The sequence below is a fragment of the Mesorhizobium sp. M0185 genome (assembly GCF_040322175.1).
Classification (GTDB): Bacteria; Pseudomonadota; Alphaproteobacteria; order Rhizobiales; family Rhizobiaceae; genus Mesorhizobium.
Genome location: NZ_JAMYSY010000017.1, coordinates 65,510 through 82,498, shown reverse-complemented (window position 1 = coordinate 82,498; position 16,989 = coordinate 65,510). Strand labels below are relative to the sequence as shown.

At 61.4% G+C, this 16,989-nt stretch carries 19 protein-coding genes; 3 read left to right on the top strand and 16 right to left on the bottom strand.

The genetic code is table 11. From position 1 onward, the window contains the following. Positions 1-220: 220 nt before the first annotated feature. Complete coding sequence (locus NKJ20_RS15935) at positions 221-733, top strand: phosphatidylglycerophosphatase A family protein (protein WP_352745202.1); 513 nt, start codon at positions 221-223, stop codon at positions 731-733. Between the two features lie 242 nt (positions 734-975). Here the strand turns inward: NKJ20_RS15935 and NKJ20_RS15930 are convergent, their stop codons facing one another. From NKJ20_RS15930 to NKJ20_RS15900, 7 genes are all read right to left on the bottom strand, one after another. Beyond that, positions 976-1,629 (bottom strand): aromatic-ring hydroxylase C-terminal domain-containing protein, encoded by a 654-nt coding sequence (locus NKJ20_RS15930; protein ID WP_352745251.1) that lies wholly within the window; start codon positions 1,627-1,629, stop codon positions 976-978. Between the two features lie 393 nt (positions 1,630-2,022). Next, positions 2,023-3,312, bottom strand: a complete 1,290-nt coding sequence (locus tag NKJ20_RS15925; protein ID WP_352745201.1) for an ABC transporter substrate-binding protein — start codon at positions 3,310-3,312, stop codon at positions 2,023-2,025. Positions 3,313-3,340: 28 nt separating this feature from the next. Then, positions 3,341-4,177: a carbohydrate ABC transporter permease gene (locus NKJ20_RS15920; protein WP_352745198.1), complete on the bottom strand. Its 837-nt coding sequence runs from the start codon at positions 4,175-4,177 to the stop codon at positions 3,341-3,343. Continuing rightward, on the bottom strand, positions 4,167-5,114 hold the full coding sequence (locus tag NKJ20_RS15915) for a carbohydrate ABC transporter permease (protein WP_352745195.1): 948 nt from the start codon (positions 5,112-5,114) through the stop codon (positions 4,167-4,169). The genes NKJ20_RS15920 and NKJ20_RS15915 overlap by 11 nt, the downstream gene beginning before the upstream one ends. Before the next feature lie 24 nt (positions 5,115-5,138). Further along, on the bottom strand, positions 5,139-6,002 hold the full coding sequence (locus NKJ20_RS15910) for a TauD/TfdA dioxygenase family protein (protein ID WP_352745193.1): 864 nt from the start codon (positions 6,000-6,002) through the stop codon (positions 5,139-5,141). Positions 6,003-6,113: 111 nt separating this feature from the next. Beyond that, positions 6,114-6,776, bottom strand: coding sequence for a TetR/AcrR family transcriptional regulator (locus tag NKJ20_RS15905; protein WP_352566463.1), 663 nt, complete (start codon positions 6,774-6,776; stop codon positions 6,114-6,116). Positions 6,777-7,048: 272 nt separating this feature from the next. Continuing rightward, positions 7,049-7,531 carry an Lrp/AsnC family transcriptional regulator gene (locus tag NKJ20_RS15900; protein ID WP_352745190.1) on the bottom strand — a complete coding sequence of 161 codons (483 nt, stop codon included), beginning with the start codon at positions 7,529-7,531 and terminating at the stop codon, positions 7,049-7,051. 87 nt (positions 7,532-7,618) lie between these two features. Here NKJ20_RS15900 and NKJ20_RS15895 point away from each other — a divergent pair, with 87 nt between their 5' ends. Together NKJ20_RS15895 and NKJ20_RS15890 are read left to right on the top strand one after the other, a co-directional pair. Next, positions 7,619-8,719, top strand: coding sequence for a pyridoxal-phosphate dependent enzyme (locus NKJ20_RS15895; RefSeq protein ID WP_352745188.1), 1,101 nt, complete (start codon positions 7,619-7,621; stop codon positions 8,717-8,719). Positions 8,720-8,787: 68 nt separating this feature from the next. Beyond that, a complete protein-coding gene (locus NKJ20_RS15890) occupies positions 8,788-9,405 on the top strand; it encodes a glutathione S-transferase family protein (protein ID WP_352745249.1) in 618 nt (205 codons plus the stop codon). A 234-nt stretch (positions 9,406-9,639) separates the two neighbouring features. Here NKJ20_RS15890 and NKJ20_RS15885 read toward each other — a convergent pair whose 3' ends face one another. From NKJ20_RS15885 to sctL, 9 genes are all read right to left on the bottom strand, one after another. Further along, positions 9,640-10,497: a protein-L-isoaspartate O-methyltransferase family protein gene (locus NKJ20_RS15885; RefSeq protein ID WP_352745185.1), complete on the bottom strand. Its 858-nt coding sequence runs from the start codon at positions 10,495-10,497 to the stop codon at positions 9,640-9,642. 143 nt (positions 10,498-10,640) lie between these two features. Next, positions 10,641-11,441, bottom strand: a complete 801-nt coding sequence (locus NKJ20_RS15880; RefSeq protein ID WP_352745183.1) for a D-glutamate cyclase family protein — start codon at positions 11,439-11,441, stop codon at positions 10,641-10,643. A 203-nt stretch (positions 11,442-11,644) separates the two neighbouring features. Beyond that, complete coding sequence (gene sctT, locus NKJ20_RS15875) at positions 11,645-12,460, bottom strand: type III secretion system export apparatus subunit SctT (RefSeq protein WP_352591469.1); 816 nt, start codon at positions 12,458-12,460, stop codon at positions 11,645-11,647. Positions 12,461-12,469: 9 nt separating this feature from the next. Then, complete coding sequence (locus NKJ20_RS15870) at positions 12,470-12,739, bottom strand: EscS/YscS/HrcS family type III secretion system export apparatus protein (RefSeq protein WP_352467364.1); 270 nt, start codon at positions 12,737-12,739, stop codon at positions 12,470-12,472. A 17-nt stretch (positions 12,740-12,756) separates the two neighbouring features. Beyond that, positions 12,757-13,410, bottom strand: coding sequence for a type III secretion system export apparatus subunit SctR (gene sctR, locus NKJ20_RS15865; RefSeq protein ID WP_352745180.1), 654 nt, complete (start codon positions 13,408-13,410; stop codon positions 12,757-12,759). Further along, entirely contained in the window at positions 13,403-14,425 is a 1,023-nt protein-coding gene (gene sctQ / locus NKJ20_RS15860; protein WP_352745177.1) for a type III secretion system cytoplasmic ring protein SctQ, read from the bottom strand. The genes sctR and sctQ overlap by 8 nt, the downstream gene beginning before the upstream one ends. A 116-nt stretch (positions 14,426-14,541) precedes the next feature. Next, positions 14,542-15,030 carry a type III secretion system stalk subunit SctO gene (sctO, locus tag NKJ20_RS15855; RefSeq protein ID WP_352449130.1) on the bottom strand — a complete coding sequence of 163 codons (489 nt, stop codon included), beginning with the start codon at positions 15,028-15,030 and terminating at the stop codon, positions 14,542-14,544. Next, positions 15,017-16,375, bottom strand: coding sequence for a FliI/YscN family ATPase (locus NKJ20_RS15850; protein WP_352449131.1), 1,359 nt, complete (start codon positions 16,373-16,375; stop codon positions 15,017-15,019). The genes sctO and NKJ20_RS15850 overlap by 14 nt, the downstream gene beginning before the upstream one ends. Further along, positions 16,372-16,989 (bottom strand): type III secretion system stator protein SctL, encoded by a 618-nt coding sequence (sctL, locus tag NKJ20_RS15845; protein ID WP_352449132.1) that lies wholly within the window; start codon positions 16,987-16,989, stop codon positions 16,372-16,374. Before sctL ends, NKJ20_RS15850 begins: the two co-directional genes overlap by 4 nt.

Sequence of the window (16,989 nt, the reverse complement as noted above, 5' to 3'; positions counted from 1 at the left end):
TGTCGTTTCACCGAGCTTTACCAGCAATTTGCGGGTTTGTTCCACCGTCGCCACCGTTCGACTTGGTCAACGCAGACGGAGAACTGGCTCAGCAACGTTCTCAACCCGCCGCAAACAGCGATTTCTTTTTGGCGGATGCGGCCGGCGGATTAAGGCGCTCGCCAAAGCTGACGGAGCAAATCGACCGGCGGTCTGGCGGCCGCACCCGAATGATGTGACTATGATTGCTTGCCATCCGTCGGAAGCCGGCCGAAACTCGATGCATAAATTTTCACCCAAGTTTGCCTACCTGCTCGCGACCTCTCTTGGCGCGGGATTATCTCCAATATGGCCGGGCACGGTCGGCGCAATGGTTGGAGTGGCTGTTGCCGCGGCTCTGATACCCGCATCACCTTGGCTGACGGTGCTTGCCTATGCGGCCCTGTTCGCCGTTGGCGTATGGGCGTCATCGCATGTTATCTCCGGTACCGGGACGGAGGATCCGCAGATCGTCGTCATCGATGAGACCTTCGGCGCCGCCGCGACACTTTCCATGCTTCCGATCGACCCACTCTGGTGGGCAGCAGGCTTCCTTGCTTTCCGGTTTTTCGACGTCGTCAAGCCTTGGCCCATCCGTATCATGCATGACAAGGTAAGGGGTGGGGCCGGCATTATGCTGGACGACGCGGCCGCGGCTGTCGTCGCTGGGGCGTTGCTGCTCCTGCTGAACGGTTTGATTGACCATTTGCGGTAATGGGGGCATTCGGCCCCACTGCCAAAGGCCAGCACGATGGTCCATGCGAGTTTAGCGCCACAAGAGGAGGACTGGACCAATGCGAAGCTATAGGATCGAGGCCATTCCAGGCGATGGGATCGGCAAGGAAGTCGTAGCGGCCGGCCTTCGTGCGCTGGCCTCCTGCGCTCTTGGCATCGCCCGCATTCCCGGCGACGACATCGGCGTGCCAGAACGCAGGAGGCATCCGCACTCGCCGCCGCTCACCGATGGTGTTCGTGTGCCTGCGTACGGAAACCAAACCCGTCAAGTGTTTCGATCAGCACCTGTACGCGATCAGGCACACCGTGCGATGACCGCCACGCGACAAAGCCGTCCGGCCTGACCAAGACAGCACCGCCGCTTTCAACCCCGAGCGCGGAAGGCCACCGATGGTCCAAGTCAATCAGATCCCCATTGGCACCCAAGGCGTGGCAGGTCAGCGGGATACGGAGGCGTTGGCTTACGGCGTCAGCGGCCTGACACCATGCTTCGTCGGCGCAGAGGAGAAGAAGATCGCGATCGCACAAATCGAGACTCGAAATCCGCTGGCCGGCGCGCCCGACCGCGAAATGCGGTAAACGCGTGCCAGGGCGACCCGACAGCTTGGCGGATTCTTGGAACGGGTGATCGTCCGGTGTGGATTCCCGAGCCACGATGCCTGCAGTGTAGCGATGGCCAAATACCACGTCGTAATCCTCGACGATCGCAACAGGAGGAGGCAACCGCTTCGACGGATCGTCGAACCATTTCTGTAGGCGGGCGAGCGCTTGCGCCAACGTAGCCTCGATGACCGGCCTGCGCTCCATGTCATAGCTATCCAGCAACGAGGGATCGGCATGCCCGCGTGCTACCATCGCAAGCTTCCAGGCAAACAGGCTGGCAAGTCCGAGGGTTGATTACGTCCCCCCGGAGGGGCGGCGCCCGTGCACTACATCGAGTAGCAGCGATAAGCGTCCCGGCGCCGCTCGAAAGCATCTACAGAGTCAGTACGCCATGCGTGCCGACAAGCGGCATCATGGTATCTACCTCGATCATGGGGAGTCGCCGACGGTCAGCGGCCATTGCCTATGCCGCGTAGTGGGATATCGGCGGCGGTGCGATGAACCTGCTATCTACGCCAGCGCACTGCCAGGCAGTCCTGAGCTCGCGCGATCGAATTCAGGTCCATGGAACATCGCCTCATCCGACGACCACTTTACGACCGTGCTGATCCTCGCCGGTTGGTCGCCTGGCAAGTACCAGGCGACTTGGCGACGTGGCCCGTACGATTACGCTGGCATCAGCGGCTTGACGCGATCGACAATGGCGGCGACCGCTTCCTTCGGGCTCTTGCGACCGAGGACAGCGAGCTGAACCTCCTCGAGAAACGTCGACTGAGCGCGAGCGGCTTCGGGAAAAGCCGGGAAGGCCGGTCGCGCTTTGGCGAGCGCGGCAGCCTCGACCTTCGCCTGCGGCAGCGACCCGGCAAACGACGGCTCGGCATAGGTCGAGGTGCGGACGGGGCCATTGCCGTTGCGCGCCATGTCGAGTGTGGCGGCCTTGCTCGCTACGAAGCGGATGTAGCTCCAGGAGAGCTTCTTGTCCGTCGAATTGGCGGGAATGGCCATCGCCCAGGATTCGACGACCGGATGCATTTCGTGACCGCTGCCGAGGGTTTTGGAGCCGGGGAACTCGATCGCCTTGATCTTTCCCGGTGCGGTCGACTGTTCCTTGTTGTTGAGCTGCGCGTAGCGGGCGAAGGGCAGCACCGCGAAGGCAGCGCGCCCCTGCTGCATCCACGTCACCATGTCGTCGTTGCGCGTTGTGGCATAGCTGCGGGGGAGCGCGCCGGCCTTGAAGAGGTCGGCAAGCACGGACAGGCCTTTTTCCATCGCCTCCGGATCGGGGACCACCTTGAACTGCTTGTCGATGAAATCGCCGCCGAAGGCGCGGGCGAACATGACCGGGAAGACGGCGAGGTCGCTCGCAAGGATCATGCCGACGACGGGCGTGCCGGACCTGGACGTGAAGGTCAGCTTCTTCGCCTGCTCGACCAGCTCCTCCAGCGTGTTCGGTGGCGCCGAAATGCCGGCCTCCTGAAGCAGGTCCTCGTTGTAGAAAAGGCCCTGCGTAGCATGGCGCACCGGAACGCCGACGAGCTTGCCGCCGACGGTCATGGACTGGCGCAGGCCCTCGGCGATATCGTCGAAATCCTCGATCGGCTCGGCTTTCCGGAGATCGTCTAATGGCTCGAATAGCGAGGCGATCTGCGACGTCATGCGGTTGTCGATGACATAGCCGATGTTGAAATCGGTCTCGCTCAGGCTCGCCTCCCGGAATAGCCGGTCTTGGAGCGGATTGCTGTCGAGCGTGGTCCAGGATATCTGGGCATTGTTCTTGTCCTCCCAGGGCTTGATGACATTGCCGGCGGCGCCGGTCGTCAGGTTGGCTTGGTGGACGCGATGGCAAACCACATTCAGCGTCTTTACCTGGGCATGGGCCAACCGACCCAAGGCACCCGTCGCGCCGGCGGCCATCGCCGTCGTCAGCAGGGCTCTGCGTGTCATGTGCAAAGGCATTGTCTTCCTCCCTTTCTCGGTGACGTCGTCACCCCTTGGTCGCGCCGGCGGTCAATCCGGCGACGAGAAACCGGTTCATCAGGACCACGAAGACGAGAACCGGCAGCAATTGGACGGTAGAGGCAGCAAAGAGGACGCCCCAGTCGACGCCATCGATCGAACTGATCATCTCCGAAAGGACCAGAGGCGCGGTCTTGGCGTGGTTGGCGGTGAAGATATAGGCGAACAGAAACTCGTTCCACGCGAAGACGACCACGAAGACGGCGACGGCGAGCATGCCGGGCGCTACGAGCGGCAAGATGATCTTCATAAGGATCGTCAGCGGCCGCGCGCCGTCGAGGACGGCCGCCTCGTCGAGTTCGCGCGGTACCTGGTCGATGAACGTGCGCATCAGGAGCGTGCCGAGCGAGACGAAGAAGGTCGCGTAGAGCAGGATCAGCACCAGATGGGTGTCGTTGAGCCCGAGCCGATTGACGACCGGGAACAGTGGCAGCGTCACGACGATCGGCGGGATCAGCCGCGATCCGATCAGAAACATCACCGATCCCTCCAGGAAACGGACGCCTCGATAGCGCGAGTAGGCAAAACCGGCGAGCAGACTTGCCATGACGGCAAGCGCCGTCGCCCCGGTGGTGATGACCAGGCTGTTGACGAGCCCGTCGAAAAAGGCCGGCCAGCGCTGCCACAGCGAGGCGTAGTGCTCGAAGGTCGGTTCGAAGAAGAGCTCCGGTGGAACCGCGAAAATCTCGCGACCGGGTTTGAACGACGAGAGCACGATGAAGCCGATCGGAAACAGTGACCAGACGACGATTGCCGCAACAGCGAGCGTCTTTCCGGCACCGATAGCGAGACGCCTAGAACGCATTGGCCATGGATTCCTTGCGCAGCCGCCACACATAGCCAGTCGCAAGCAGCAGCGAGATGACGACCATCATCCATGCCGTCGCGGCCGCCGTGCCGAACGAGTTGTAGCGGAAGCCTTCCTGATAAAGATAAACGGAAACGACCTCGGTCGTGCGTGCCGGGCCGCCCTGGGTCAGGAGCCAGACCTCGGAAAAGAGGCGGAAGGCGAAGATGTAGCGGAAGAGCAGCGCGATCAGCATCGCTGGCGCCAGAAGCGGCAGCGTGATGTTGCGGAAGAGCTGGAACGCATTGGCTCCGTCGGTGCGCCCAGCCTCGTAGAGCTCCTTCGGAACCGCGAGCCGTGCCGCATAGAGGATGATGAATGTGAATGGCAGGTGCAGCCAGATCGTGAGCAGGCCGACGAGGATGAGGCCGTGAGAAGGGATGAACGTCCAGTCGAGCATCGGCAGACCGGCGTATCGCAGCATCAGCGTGATCGGGCCGACGTCTGGATCGAACAGGAAGCGCCACATTGCGACCGCCGTCACCTCGCTGATGGCGTAGGGAGCGAGCACCACGACGAGCATGACGCGCTGGAGGGGAAGCCCGGAGGCGAAAAGCAGGGCCAAGCCAAGGCCGAGCAGCAGTTCGATATGAACCGCAACGGCGACGACGAGGACCGTGTTCCAGACCGAACCCCAAAAATAGGGATCGGTGAGGACGCGGATATAGTTATCGAACCCAACGAAGGTTGCCGATTGGCCGAATGACGAGGCTTCGAAACTCAGCCACAGGACGAAGATCGCGGGGAGCACGATGATCCCAAGCACCAGGAGGTGCACGGGCGTCGCATAGAGGTAGGCAGGCGAAAACGCGAAGCGCCGCCTCTTGGTCTCGCCAGCCGCTTCCGCCGCCCCTTCCCCCCTATGGCCGACGGACGCCTCGGAACCAAATGCCATTGCTCCTCCCTGAGCGGTTGCGTGTCAGCCGTCCCCGGCGGCAAGTGGAACGGTGCCCTCCACCGTTGTTCTGTACATCACCCGGCGATATCCGGGATAATCGTTGATGGCGGTGTGCAGGACATGGGGATTGTTCCACATACCGAGCGTCTTCGGTTCCCAACGCAGCCTGCAGTTGAACTCGGGCCGGACAGCCCGCGCCATCAGGAAGTCGATCATCGGCTTGCTTTCTTCCTCCGTCATCCCCTTGAAATTGGTCATCACGCTGCTGACGAAGACATAGCGCCGGCCAGTCTCGGGGTGGCGACAGATCACAGGATGCTCGACGACGGCATTCTCGATCGCCTCGACATCGGCCTTGACGCCGAGCCGGCTGTGGGCTGCGTTGATGGCGAAGACCCCGCGGCCGCTATGAACGCCCGTCAGCCCTTGCAGGATCTCGACCAGCCGCGGCGAAAGCGAGTCATATGCCTTCTCGAGGCTGGAGAAGCAGGTGTCGCCGCCAACCGGCGGCACCTCTTCACCGTAGAGGATCGTAATGCCCGGTGGCTTCGGTAGCCAGGCGAGGTCCATGTGCCAGTCCTCGCCGATCACCTTGCCCGTGTCGTCCGGCTCGCGCACGAAACGCACGATATCGTCGAAGCCGTCGATCGGCGTGTGCACCGGATTGCCGCTAAATGGTCCGAACCGGCGGGCGACCTTGTGGACGCCGGCGGCGTCAAGCTCCTGATCGCGCACGGCGAGCGCATGATATTTGTAGAGCGCGCGGCGAACGTCCTGGAAGGCATCCTCGCTCGCGCTCGCCAGATCGATCCCACGAATTTCTGCACCGAGCGCCCCAGTGAAGGGGCTGACCTCGAAACGGGTGAATGCATCATCGCGCAGCACGTGATCCTCCCTAAAACGCGCCTCGTCGCCATCATGGGCTGACTTACCTGTAAGTAAGTAACTTGAAAGCCAAAGGCTGTCAACTCACCCTCGCTTTGATCCACCGGATGTCTAGCCTCGACCCGAGCCCTTCCCCGCATCCTGCCAAGCGGCGCGGATGATCGCGGCGAGCGCTGCGAAGGTCCTGGCGACCTCGTCGAAGCTTCCGGTGTCCTGCGTCATCGGTGGACAGGACAGAAGGGTAATGCGCAGCATGTGCACGAGCTCGTCGCTGAGTGTGTCGGAGGAAAGCTCTCCGTCCTTCACCGCCTGGTCCACCGCATGACGCAGGCTCTGATCATAGACCCGGTTGACGCGCTCCAGGGCACGTTCCGCTGGTTCGCCGAGAACCGGGAGGTCGTGGCGAAGGCGCGAAAGCGGGCTCCACATATTGCGGGCTCCCTTCTCAGCGTTGAAACGTTCGTAGAAGCGGCGCAGATCCTCGAGCTGCATATCGAGACGGTCGAAGAACCGGATATCGGGGGTCGTCCAGAAGCGCTTGATGCGGGCCTCGGCGTTGGCGGCGAAGTCCGCGATCAATTCCTCCATCAGCTGACGCTTGTTGCCGAAGTGATGATGGATGTTGGCGCGCGTCGTGCCGATTGCCGTCGCTATATCGCCGAAGCTGAAACCATCGTGGCCGCGCAGGACATAGAACTCGGCCGCGACCTCTTTGATTCTGCTGCGGGTAGAGTGCGCCTCATCGCCGGGAGATCCTGAAGTGTTGGCTCTCATATCCCTTCCGAAATTCATGCCGCCGTTGGACGATCAGTATACGGGAGCGAGCTGCACCCCCCGGTTTCATACATGGATATTCTTCTACGCACGAGTGGAAGTAATTTGCGCCAGGTGCAGACATTCGCGAAGCATCTTGGCGGCAGCGATTAGCCCGGTGCCGCGGGTGAGTAGATACGGGATGCGTCTATCGAACTTCAATCGGGTTCGCGCCCTTGACTAGAATTCCGGGTCAAGCAGGGCAGTCAGCTTGCCGGGGGCACGCCGCAAACTCAGGCAGTGGATAGCGGCTGCGCATCCGCTGCGCCGACCACCTCCCGCATTGTCACGATGGTGCGGAACGCTTTCACGTTCGAATCGGTGTGGAAGACTTCCCGCGCGAAGACATCGTAAGCCTCCATCCCTGGCAATTGCAGGAGGAGCACGAAATCGGTTTCACCGGTGACATACCAGGCCTGACGAACCTCCGAGCGCCCACGAAGCTTGCCGATGAAGGCGTCCAACTCGACAGCGCTCTCCCGTTCCAACGAAACGAGCACATGGACGGTTAGCGGCAGGCCCACGGCCGCCGGGCGAACGACAGCGATGTCTGCTGCGATCACGCCATCTTTCCGCAGCCGGCGCAGGCGGCGCAGAACCGCGCTCTGGGAAAGCCCGACCTGCTCGGCGAGACGCCGCGCCGGGATCTGGTTGTCGCGCTGAACCAGCGACAGCAGCACATGGTCGAAGCGATCGAGGGCGGCAGTTTTCGTCATGAGGACAGGCATCTATGACGAAATCAGGCAGCTGGGCAACGACAATAGGCGCCAACCGGCATGGTTTCCGGGATAGAAATTCGCCTCATGATCACAGACACACAGCCGGGCCTTGGCCCAGATCACATTGCGGCGCTGTTACAGCGCCTGTCGCCATTTTATGCACCGACACCGCTGCTCGACCTACCAAACCTGGCTGCGAGCCTGGATGTGGCCCAGGTGCTTGCCAAGAACGAGGGCCACCGTGCCCTGGGCAGCTTCAAGTCCCTCGGCGGCACTTATGCCGGTCTGTGCGCTCTCGCCCGGGCTGCCGGGATGGACATCGATGAATTGCTCGATCCAGCGCGGGCCCGTACGCCCCTGCCGGCGTTAATTACGGCCAGCGCGGGCAATCACGGACTTGCCGTTGCGGCGGCGGCGAAGTTTGCCGGCGGGAGGGCAAGAATATTCCTTTACTTGGGCGTTCCTGCGGCGCGGGTCCGGCGTATCGAGTCCCAAGGCGCTGAAATCGTATGGGTCGATGGCACCTATGACGATGCCGTGGATCGGGCCTCCGCGGCGGCCCGTGCCGGAGAAGGCATTTTGGTGGCCGACACCTCGAGCGACCCGGATGATCCAGCGGTCGCTGATGTCGTCGCTGGCTATGGCGTGGTTGCTGCGGAAATCCGCCGCCAGGTCGACGAGGTCGGCCATCTGAGGCCAACCCACCTTTTCGTCCAGGCCGGTGTCGGTGGACTTGCCGCCGCCCTGACGGCAGGGCTGAAGGACTGGTTGATGCCTCCATCCATGATCGTCGTGGTCGAGCCAGAGGCCGCAGCCTGCGTCGCGGCCGCGCTGTCGCGAGGACGGTCCGTGCGGATATCCGGCGATCTCAAAACGTCGGCGGGCATGCTCGCCTGTGGCGAAGCGGCCGCGTCGGCGCTCGACGTGCTCCGCCAAGGCGACGCTCGGGTCATAACCGTCTCCGAAGCGGCGCTTGCCGACGCGATGAACCGGATTCGCGAGGCAAACGGTCCCGGCACAACCCCGTCGGGTGCCGCCGGCCTCGCCGGCCTCGCCACCGCCGTCGCGGCTTCCGGCCTGTCGCAGGAGCTTGCGCTCGATGGATCGAGCCGGGTGCTGATTATCGTGACCGAGGCCGAACTGGAGAAGGACGCAGGACGATGGCACCGGACCCGGGATCATTGAACGGAAGAGCGGCTGGGCCACGCACTGCTCGATATGCCCGCGTTTCAGACCCAACGCAGAACGGGTCCATGAAACTCATTTACCAGACCCACTCCCCCTACGCGCGCAAGGTTCTGGTCTTTGCCCACGAGGCGGGGCTTGCCGGACGTCTGCGCGTCATTCATCAGGAGACGAGCCCCATCAATCGCAACGATGATGTGTTTGCGATCAATCCGCTTGGCAAGGTGCCCGTTCTCGTTCTCGACGACGGCTATGCGATCTTCGATTCGGGCGTAATCTGCGACTATCTCGACAATCTCGAAAGCAATCGTCGGCTCATCCCCGAAACAGGGCGGGCCAAATGGTCCGCCTTGCGCCTCCAGGCGCTTGCCGGCGGCATGTGCGACGCAGGCATTTCCATTCGCTGGGAAAACGAGCGCCGCCCTGAACATCTGCGTTATCCCGCCTTGGGTGCAGGCATGACGATGAAGCTTATAGAATCCTATGACTTCGTGGAAAGCGAGGTCGAATTCGACGCGCCACTCCATGTCGGCCACATCGCGCTCGCCACTTGTCTAAGCTGGCTGGAATTCCGCGGACTGCCGGACTTCCTGCAGGGAAGGCCACGACTGGCACAGTGGTATAGCTCCTTCGTGGAACGCCCTTCAATGCGTGCTACACCCTATGGCGGCGACACGCGAGATTGATATCGATCGCCAGGCTTTCGAATCCAGTATGTGTCGGTCATCAGCCAAGCATTCTCGAAGCCAAGAGAAAGGCTGTGCTGCAGCCGGCCAGGACCGCGGCTGCAATCCCCACGCGCGGATCGGGGAAATTTCGGACGCAATAACGATGTTTCGGACTGCTCCCGCCGGCATAGATCGCTCGTGGAAAGCCGTGCCGCACGCTACGACGGTGACACGCAAGATCGACATCGATCTCTAGGCTTTCGAAATCCAGTATGTGTCGGTCACCAACCAAGCGTTCTCGATGCCATTTTTTGGTCGCCCTCGGTGATATTGCGCGAGACGAGTGACCTTGCCTCGCGCAGCCTTGAGGGCGACCATCAAGGCCTTTTCTTCGTCACTGCGCCTGGCTCCGCTGCAGGGGTAAAATTCGCATGGCACAAGTGATCGTACGGGAAACGTATCGCCAGCCCTTTGCAGAAGCATCATGAAACCTCGTCGGTCTTCACCCGTGAACGGCAATGCCATCCGGCCAGCGTCGGACAAATTTGAAAGCCACCGTTCCGGCACGTGCGTCACTCCGGCAAAGGCGACAATCACATCGAGGTCTGGCAGATCAACCGCCTGCGTTGCATCACCGGACGTCACTTCGACGTGCGCATAATGAGCGAGATTGCCTTGCGCGCGCCGGGCTAGTTCTTCGTCGATCTCATAGGCAATCACGCGTCCTTGAGAACCCGTCAGTTCAGCGAGGATGGCGGTGAAATAGCCGACACCGGCGCCCACCTGAAGGACGGTCTGGCCGGGAGTGATGTTCAGATGGTCGAAAACCAATGCCCAAAGCGACGGCAAGCCGCTGTTTAGTCCGCGTTTTTCGTCAAGCGAGACCAGAGCGTCGTGGTAAATCTCATGAAGTGCCGCTGAAGGGCTGGTATGGACCGCCCCGATTTGCAATCTCGAATGGATGCGCCATGGCCCGTTGCCAAGGTAGTGTTCGCGCGGAACCTTTGCGAAGGCCTCGATGACCGCAGGATTGTGCAAGACCGGTGACGCGACACGCAGGTCTTCGGCAAACCATCGGCGCGCTTCACTGGCATCGGTTCTTGTCGGCATGGAATATTGGCTCCCGGATTGCGCGTACCCGAGTCATGCTCTCAGAAAACCGAACGGCGGCAAAGGGTGCCTATCCTCGCGTCCGCCCTGCAGTCGAAGTGATTCGGAGCCGTTGGATCAGGCAAGCTCCGACTTGAGCACGATCATTGCAAGCTCGCGCCAAGTTCGAAATTAGGCCAAGACAGCGCTCGTGCATCCACGTCGGTGATCAGCATATGGCCCGGCGAGACTGTGATGGAGATCGCGAGTTCGGCACGAGCAAGAGCGTCTTGGGCGGTCAGGCTGCTCGCCCAGAATACAGGGATCTCCCCGTCCAAGACTTCGACAGCATCACCCCAGTCGGGAGCCATCAAATTTCGGATGCCGACCGTCGTGGGCTCTCCGACATGGATGGGAGACCCGTGCGCATGCGGAAAGCGCGCGGTGAGCACGCGAACCTTGTCGACTTCGCTATGCCGTATCGGACGCATGGAGACGACCATTTCGCCACCGAACGGTCCGACTTGGGACGTCTCGATCTTGGTGCGGAACTTGGGGGCGGTTTTTCCACGGCCGATACGCCGGAGCTTCACGCCTCGTTCGACAAGTGCGGCCTCGACGGTGAGCGAACTGCCGAGCGCGAAGGCCGCAAAGTCATCTCGCCACAGGTCGATGATGTCTGTGGTCTGGCGGATCATCTCGCCGAAGTGATAGATGCTGTACTGTGGTGCATCGGTCCGGATATCGATATCGCCCAGCGCAGGCAGAAATGGGCTGCCCGCACGGCTCACACCGACCAAAGGGCAGGGTTTCGGATTGCGGACACAAAACTGATAGAAATCGGCGGCAAAGCTGCGCGGCACAATCACGACGTTGGCCTGGAGCTTGCCGCGCGCAAGCCCTCCTGTATGCCCTTCATAGGCACCCATCCTGACGAGTCTGCGCAATCTGCCCGCATCGACCATTCGCAAATCCTCGTAGATCGGTAAAGTGATCGGGCGAGCCATGGCTTCCAACGGATGCGCGTTTCAACGACACGTCGAGAGCGCGTAAGATCATCGGCAGGTCTGCCGCTTGTCAAATCATCAGAATCTTTCCTCATTGATAAATCGTATTTATTGGCCGGCGAAGGATGGCGCTTTTTATTAGCTTTTGCTCATATTTATTCTCATTGACACTCGCGGCAGCCGATCGCTTCTATCTGTCGGCTTGCCTCATGCAGGAAACCAAGATCGCGGTTCATGTAGAAGAGCAGGAAAGCCGCATAGAGTACAAAGACGAGACTGAACACCAGCGTCTTCACGATCAGCGACAGTGCAAAAACATTCAGGTGCGGAGAGGCCCGCGCCAGGAAAGCCAGCACAATGTCGGACAGGAGCATGCTGATGATGAGCGGGAAAACGAGGGTCAGCGCCATCGCCATGATGCGATTCAGCAGACGCAGAAATATTCCCGCAGCATCCTTGCTGAATACAGGCAGAAGACTGTCGATCGGCCACAGGCCGTAGCTCTCGTAGAGACTGGTCAGGGAAAGCTGCAGGCCGCCGGCAGCCAGGTAGATTGTGACCATGATGACCGCGAGCAAGGTGCCGGTAGCACTCGTCTCGTGCGTCATCATAGGGTCGATCAGCGTCCCCATCGTAGAGCCCCGCTGCAGGTCGAGGATGTCACCGGCAGCCTCTGCTGCCCAGAACGGTATCCCCATACACAGCCCGAGCGTTACACCGACCACAACCTCCTTGAGAATGTAGGCTGCGATCATCGTGGTCGTGATGTCGCTGTTCGTCAGCTTGCTCACGACCATTGGAAAGATTGGAACTGCCAGCGCCAATGCCACGCCATTGCGCAGAAGCCCTGATAGCGGCACACGCGAAAACAGCGGCATCAGAAGCATGAAACCACCCACGCGTGCGAGCGCGAAAGCGCCTGCCAGGAGATAGACCTGAAGGTCTTTGACAGATGCGAAGAGTGGTTCGACCGGCACCTGCGTGCCTCAACGTGTGACGACCGGGAATTCGTCCAGAGCCGTCGATGCCTGCTGCGCGATCTGCTGGCCAAGCACAGGACCTAAGACGATGATGACCAGCAGGATCACGACAAGCTTGATCGTCTGCGGCAGCGACTGGTCCTGAATCTGTGTCAGCGCCTGGGCAAGGCCGACGAGGATGCCGACCGCCAGTGCCGCAATGATCGCTGGGCTGGACGCGAACAGCACCGTCAAAAGCGCGCTTTGGACCTTCGCCAGGATGAAGTCATTGCTCATGCGTACCCGCCATGTCGTCAGCCGTAACTCAGAATGAGGCCATGCATCAGGCGCGACCAGCCATCTATGGCAACGAAAAGGAACAGTTTCAGAGGAATCGATATGAGGACCGGCGAGACCATGATCATGCCGAGCGTCATCAGGATATTGGCAACAACGATATCGATGATGAGGAAAGGAAGATAAAGCAGGAAGCCGATCTCGAAGGCACGGGTCAGCTCGGATGCGACAAAGGCCGGAACAAGGATCGAGAGATCGTCGTCCTTCAGGTTCTGCCGCGCCTGTTCCGGCCACAGGCGGCTCGTTCCATCGAGAAAGAACTGCCGCTCCTGCGGCTGGGTGAACTTCATGAGGTGTCGCTGCAATGGTTCCCTGACCAGTTGCGCCGCTCTGGCGAGGTCGTCCGTGGTCTGGAACTGAACCTGCCCTTCCTCAAGTCGGCCCGACATCTCGCTCAGCAACGGGGTCGTCACATAGACCGTGAGCACAAGCGCTATGCCGTATAGCACCAGATTGGGTGGCATCTGCTGGACGCCGAGCGCGTTGCGGATGAGAAACAGCACGACCGAGATCTTCAAGAATCCCGTCATCGTGACGACCGCCAGAGGCAGCAACCCGACAAAGCCGACTGCGATCAGAATCCCAAGCAGATTGGGCGAATTCTCAAGCATTATCGAACATGCGCACGATCCGCACGCCCAGGCTTTCGCCGATCCGCACGATCTCACCGCGGCCGACACGTTTGCCGCTGGCGATGATGTCGACAATCGCCTCGGTCACATCGGCGAGCGGAACAATAGTGCCGGGCGCAAGCTGCTTCACCTCCCCGAGAGGCATTGCCGTGCGGCCGATCTCGAAGGCAAGCACGACCGGCAACTCGTCCAGGGTTGATTCTTCCAAAGTCTGGCCGGCTGGCGGCGACGTGTTCTGGTTCATGGTCCACTCCCAATTCGATCCGGCGATAGCCGTCGGCGCGGCAAGCAATTGCGGCCCGGCGGCCGTCAGGGCGACCGGCGCATAAAGGCGCTCGGCAATGATGAGTGCCGCCATGCGTTCTTCCGCCTCATTCCTGAAAAGCACCACGTCGTCAGGCTGGAGGCTTTTAAGCTCGCCAAGGGTTAGGTTGAGTGCGCCACGCCGAAGGCAGATTGGCAGAGGAAATTCGGCCGGGATCGGCGGTCTGGCCTTGGCGATCTCGTCGAAAAGACGGCCGATCCGTACCGCCAGCCCGGCGTCATTCGTGTTCAAGACGCAGTCAATCGTTTCCTGACTGCCGGTCAGGACAAAAGCCAACGGGGTCTCGCCCGAAATGGAAACGGCATCTGCTTGTGTGACCGAGGTGAGCACGATGCTCTCGCCCAGTTTGGCCTCGACCCATTCGAGATCCTCTTCAAACGCGGATTCCAGCAGCAGTGCTGCGTGAGCGGGGGCCAGCCGCTTCATGTCGACCAGTTCGTCTGCCCTGGCGAAGCCCCGTTCGACCACAGAAAGCGGCAGGCGCAATTTGCCCATCGTGTCTCCGACGGAGAACGCAATGGTGCACCACCGCTGGTCGGCAGGGTTCGGCGCCGGCCAGACGGCGGCAATCGCCACGGCCCTGCCCGCGATCGTGATTTCCGCGGGCGCGCGCCGGCGATAGAAGGCGTTCAATGCCCCAACGTCGACAGACGCGACAGAGTCCAGCATCAGCTCGCCAACGCCTGACCGTGAGGTCTTGCGTTTTGCCGGCTTTACCTGCGCTCTCGTTTTTCCCGACGCGAAGGCTTGGGGCATCACATCCATATTCACGATCACAAACTGGGCTATCGTTCTGTGGACAGGCGCGTTGGACCGCGCTCCTCTTCCTCGGAAAGCTCGGCAAGCGCCAAGCAACGCCGTGCGGTGCGTTTGGTCAGATGCTGCAACAGCCTGTCCAGCTTCGTCACCGCCTTCATGGTTGCACGATGATCATTGCGGGCTTCCGACAGCTCCGCTTTCCGTTGCTGCTCGACAACGCCCGCCATCTTCTCGTTTTCCCGCAACTGCGCGGTTTTTCTGGCGGCGATTTCGAACCGTGCCTGTAGCCGGTGAAGACTGGCAGCCTTTATCGGATGCCCAACAAGCGAGCCGAACGCTGCGTCTTCGGCATCGATCGTGCGCTGGAGGTGCTCCGTGACCGCACCGGCCGCCTCCCGACCCTTCCTCGCGGCCCGGTCCACAGCAGCGTGCCTTCTGATCACCTCTTCCCTTGCGCGGTCTTCACGCCGGCGTCTGAGGTCGCGTAATCGAGCGATCATCTCACGATCTTTCACCGACGATCTCCCGCATGAGTTGGCGTGTCCTCTCGAAGCTCTCATGTGTGGCGGACGCCTGACGCAGGAAGGCGTTGATGGCATCGATCTTCGCCACCGCCTCGTCCGCCACCGGATCGCTGCCTTTTTCGTATTCACCGACGCGCAGGAGAAGCTCGATGTCGGCGTAGCGGGCAAGCAGCTCGCGCACGTGGCTGGCGTCGGACCGATGTGCGGGCTCCACAACCGCATCCATGAGGCGGCTTCGGCTGCGCAAGACATCAATGGCCGGGAAATGGTTGCGCTGCGCAAGCTCGTTCGACAAGAAGACGTGGCCATCAAGGAGCGCCTGAACTTCCTCGGCGACAGGATCCAGCGTACCGTCGCCTTCAAGAAGAACGCTGTAGAGGCTTGTGATGGATCCGACGCGACCGGGGCCTGACCGCTCGAGCAGACGCGGCAAGACCGCAAACAGCGAAGACGGAAAACCGCGACGCGTCGGCGGCTCGCCCGCGGCCAGGCCAATCTCTCGCTGCGCACGGGCAAACCGCGTTATGTTGTCCATTGCAAGCAACACATGCTTGCCCTGGTCGCGAAAATATTCGGCAATACTGGTCGCCACATAGGCGGCCTTGACACGCTCGATGGCAGGACGGTCGGAGGTCGCAACGACGACAATGGCCCTCGCCCGCCCCTCCGGCCCGAGCTGTTGTTCGAGGAATTCGCGCACCTCACGTCCGCGCTCTCCAACAAGGGCGACCACGGCGACATCGGCATCGGTGCCGCTGACGATATCGGAAAGCAGGATCGACTTTCCCACCCCAGGTTCGCCAAAGATGCCGACGCGCTGCCCGCGCGCGCAGGTGAGCAGCCCATCGAGGGCGCGTATTCCGAGCTGGATCGGCTCGGAAATCAAGCTGCGCTCCAACGGAGATGGCGGATAGGCATTGACCGGATAGCTGCCGATGATGCCATTCGGCGAAAGCGGCTTGCCGTCCAATGGCTCGCCAAGCGCGCTGATCACTCGACCAAGAAGGCTGGGACCGACTGGCACCTGCTGGTCTTTTCCGGTCGCCACGACCTCAGTCAGGTTTGAAAGACCGGCCAAATCGCCAAGCGGAACAAGGACCGCCATTTCGTCCATGAGGCCGACGACTTCCGCCTTGGTCATCCTGCCTGTCCTGGGGTCGACGAGTTCGCATATCTCGCCAATACGGGCCTCCTCCACAGTCGCATGAATGACCGTGCCGGCGACCCGCCGTACACGCCCCTTCCTGGGCCGGCCGGTATCGTCGCGCAGGCCCGAACGCAGATTCGGAATGATGGAGGCCAGACGGCTTTCGATATCGGCGGCGGGCGCGGTCATCGGACCTCCGTCTTCGACGCAATCGCGGCAGCCATGGCTTTGAGCTGCGCGTCGATGCTCGCATCGACGACGGCAAAGTCAGTCGAAACGATGCAGGCGTCGGCAACCAGCGCGTCATCCGCGTCGATCTCGACCGTCATCCCCAGATCACTCTGGCGCAAGACTGCGTCCAGCTCCTCGCGAACCCTGTCGACGGACGCGGGATGAACTCGGACTTTCAGGTATTTGGCGCGGCGAATTTCAGTCACCGCCTGTCTTGCGGCCTTGGCGACAAGCGCGCCGACGTCGAATTCTCCCAGAATTCGCCTGACGATATCGACGGCAAGGCCAACGACTTCGGATTCCAGCCCACCGAAATAGCGATCCACTTTGACCGCCGTCTCGCTGATTAACCGCGTGGCCTCCGCATCGCCTTGCGCCTTGCCGTCGTCATAGCCCTGCGCGTATTCGGCCGCATAGGCTCGCCGTGCGGCGTCGCGCAACTGCTGCGCATCACGCCTTGCTTCATCGAGAAATGCATGCCCATCCTGCAAAGCGCGCACCTCGGCGGCCCGCAGGATCCGGGCGTAAGGACGCCTCGGCATAGCTTCCACCGCTTTGCCCGATTCGATCAT

Bases quoted from the DNA above. Each gene is read 5' to 3' on its own strand.
- NKJ20_RS15920 (WP_352745198.1), bottom strand. From the start codon at position 4,177: ATGCGTTCTAGGCGTCTCGCTATCGGTGCCGGAAAGACGCTCGCTGTT.
- NKJ20_RS15905 (WP_352566463.1), bottom strand. From the start codon at position 6,776: ATGAGAGCCAACACTTCAGGATCTCCCGGCGATGAGGCGCACTCTACC.
- NKJ20_RS15870 (WP_352467364.1), bottom strand. From the start codon at position 12,739: ATGAGCAATGACTTCATCCTGGCGAAGGTCCAAAGCGCGCTTTTGACG.
- sctL (WP_352449132.1), bottom strand. From the start codon at position 16,989: ATGATCGAATCGGGCAAAGCGGTGGAAGCTATGCCGAGGCGTCCTTAC.
- NKJ20_RS15895 (WP_352745188.1), top strand. From the start codon at position 7,619: ATGATCACAGACACACAGCCGGGCCTTGGCCCAGATCACATTGCGGCG.
- NKJ20_RS15890 (WP_352745249.1), top strand. From the start codon at position 8,788: ATGAAACTCATTTACCAGACCCACTCCCCCTACGCGCGCAAGGTTCTG.
- NKJ20_RS15915 (WP_352745195.1), bottom strand. From the start codon at position 5,114: ATGGCATTTGGTTCCGAGGCGTCCGTCGGCCATAGGGGGGAAGGGGCG.
- NKJ20_RS15850 (WP_352449131.1), bottom strand. From the start codon at position 16,375: ATGACCGCGCCCGCCGCCGATATCGAAAGCCGTCTGGCCTCCATCATT.
- NKJ20_RS15925 (WP_352745201.1), bottom strand. From the start codon at position 3,312: ATGCCTTTGCACATGACACGCAGAGCCCTGCTGACGACGGCGATGGCC.
- NKJ20_RS15900 (WP_352745190.1), bottom strand. From the start codon at position 7,531: ATGACGAAAACTGCCGCCCTCGATCGCTTCGACCATGTGCTGCTGTCG.
- NKJ20_RS15880 (WP_352745183.1), bottom strand. From the start codon at position 11,441: ATGGTCGATGCGGGCAGATTGCGCAGACTCGTCAGGATGGGTGCCTAT.
- NKJ20_RS15935 (WP_352745202.1), top strand. From the start codon at position 221: ATGATTGCTTGCCATCCGTCGGAAGCCGGCCGAAACTCGATGCATAAA.
- NKJ20_RS15885 (WP_352745185.1), bottom strand. From the start codon at position 10,497: ATGCCGACAAGAACCGATGCCAGTGAAGCGCGCCGATGGTTTGCCGAA.
- sctR (WP_352745180.1), bottom strand. From the start codon at position 13,410: ATGCTTGAGAATTCGCCCAATCTGCTTGGGATTCTGATCGCAGTCGGC.
- sctQ (WP_352745177.1), bottom strand. From the start codon at position 14,425: ATGCTGGACTCTGTCGCGTCTGTCGACGTTGGGGCATTGAACGCCTTC.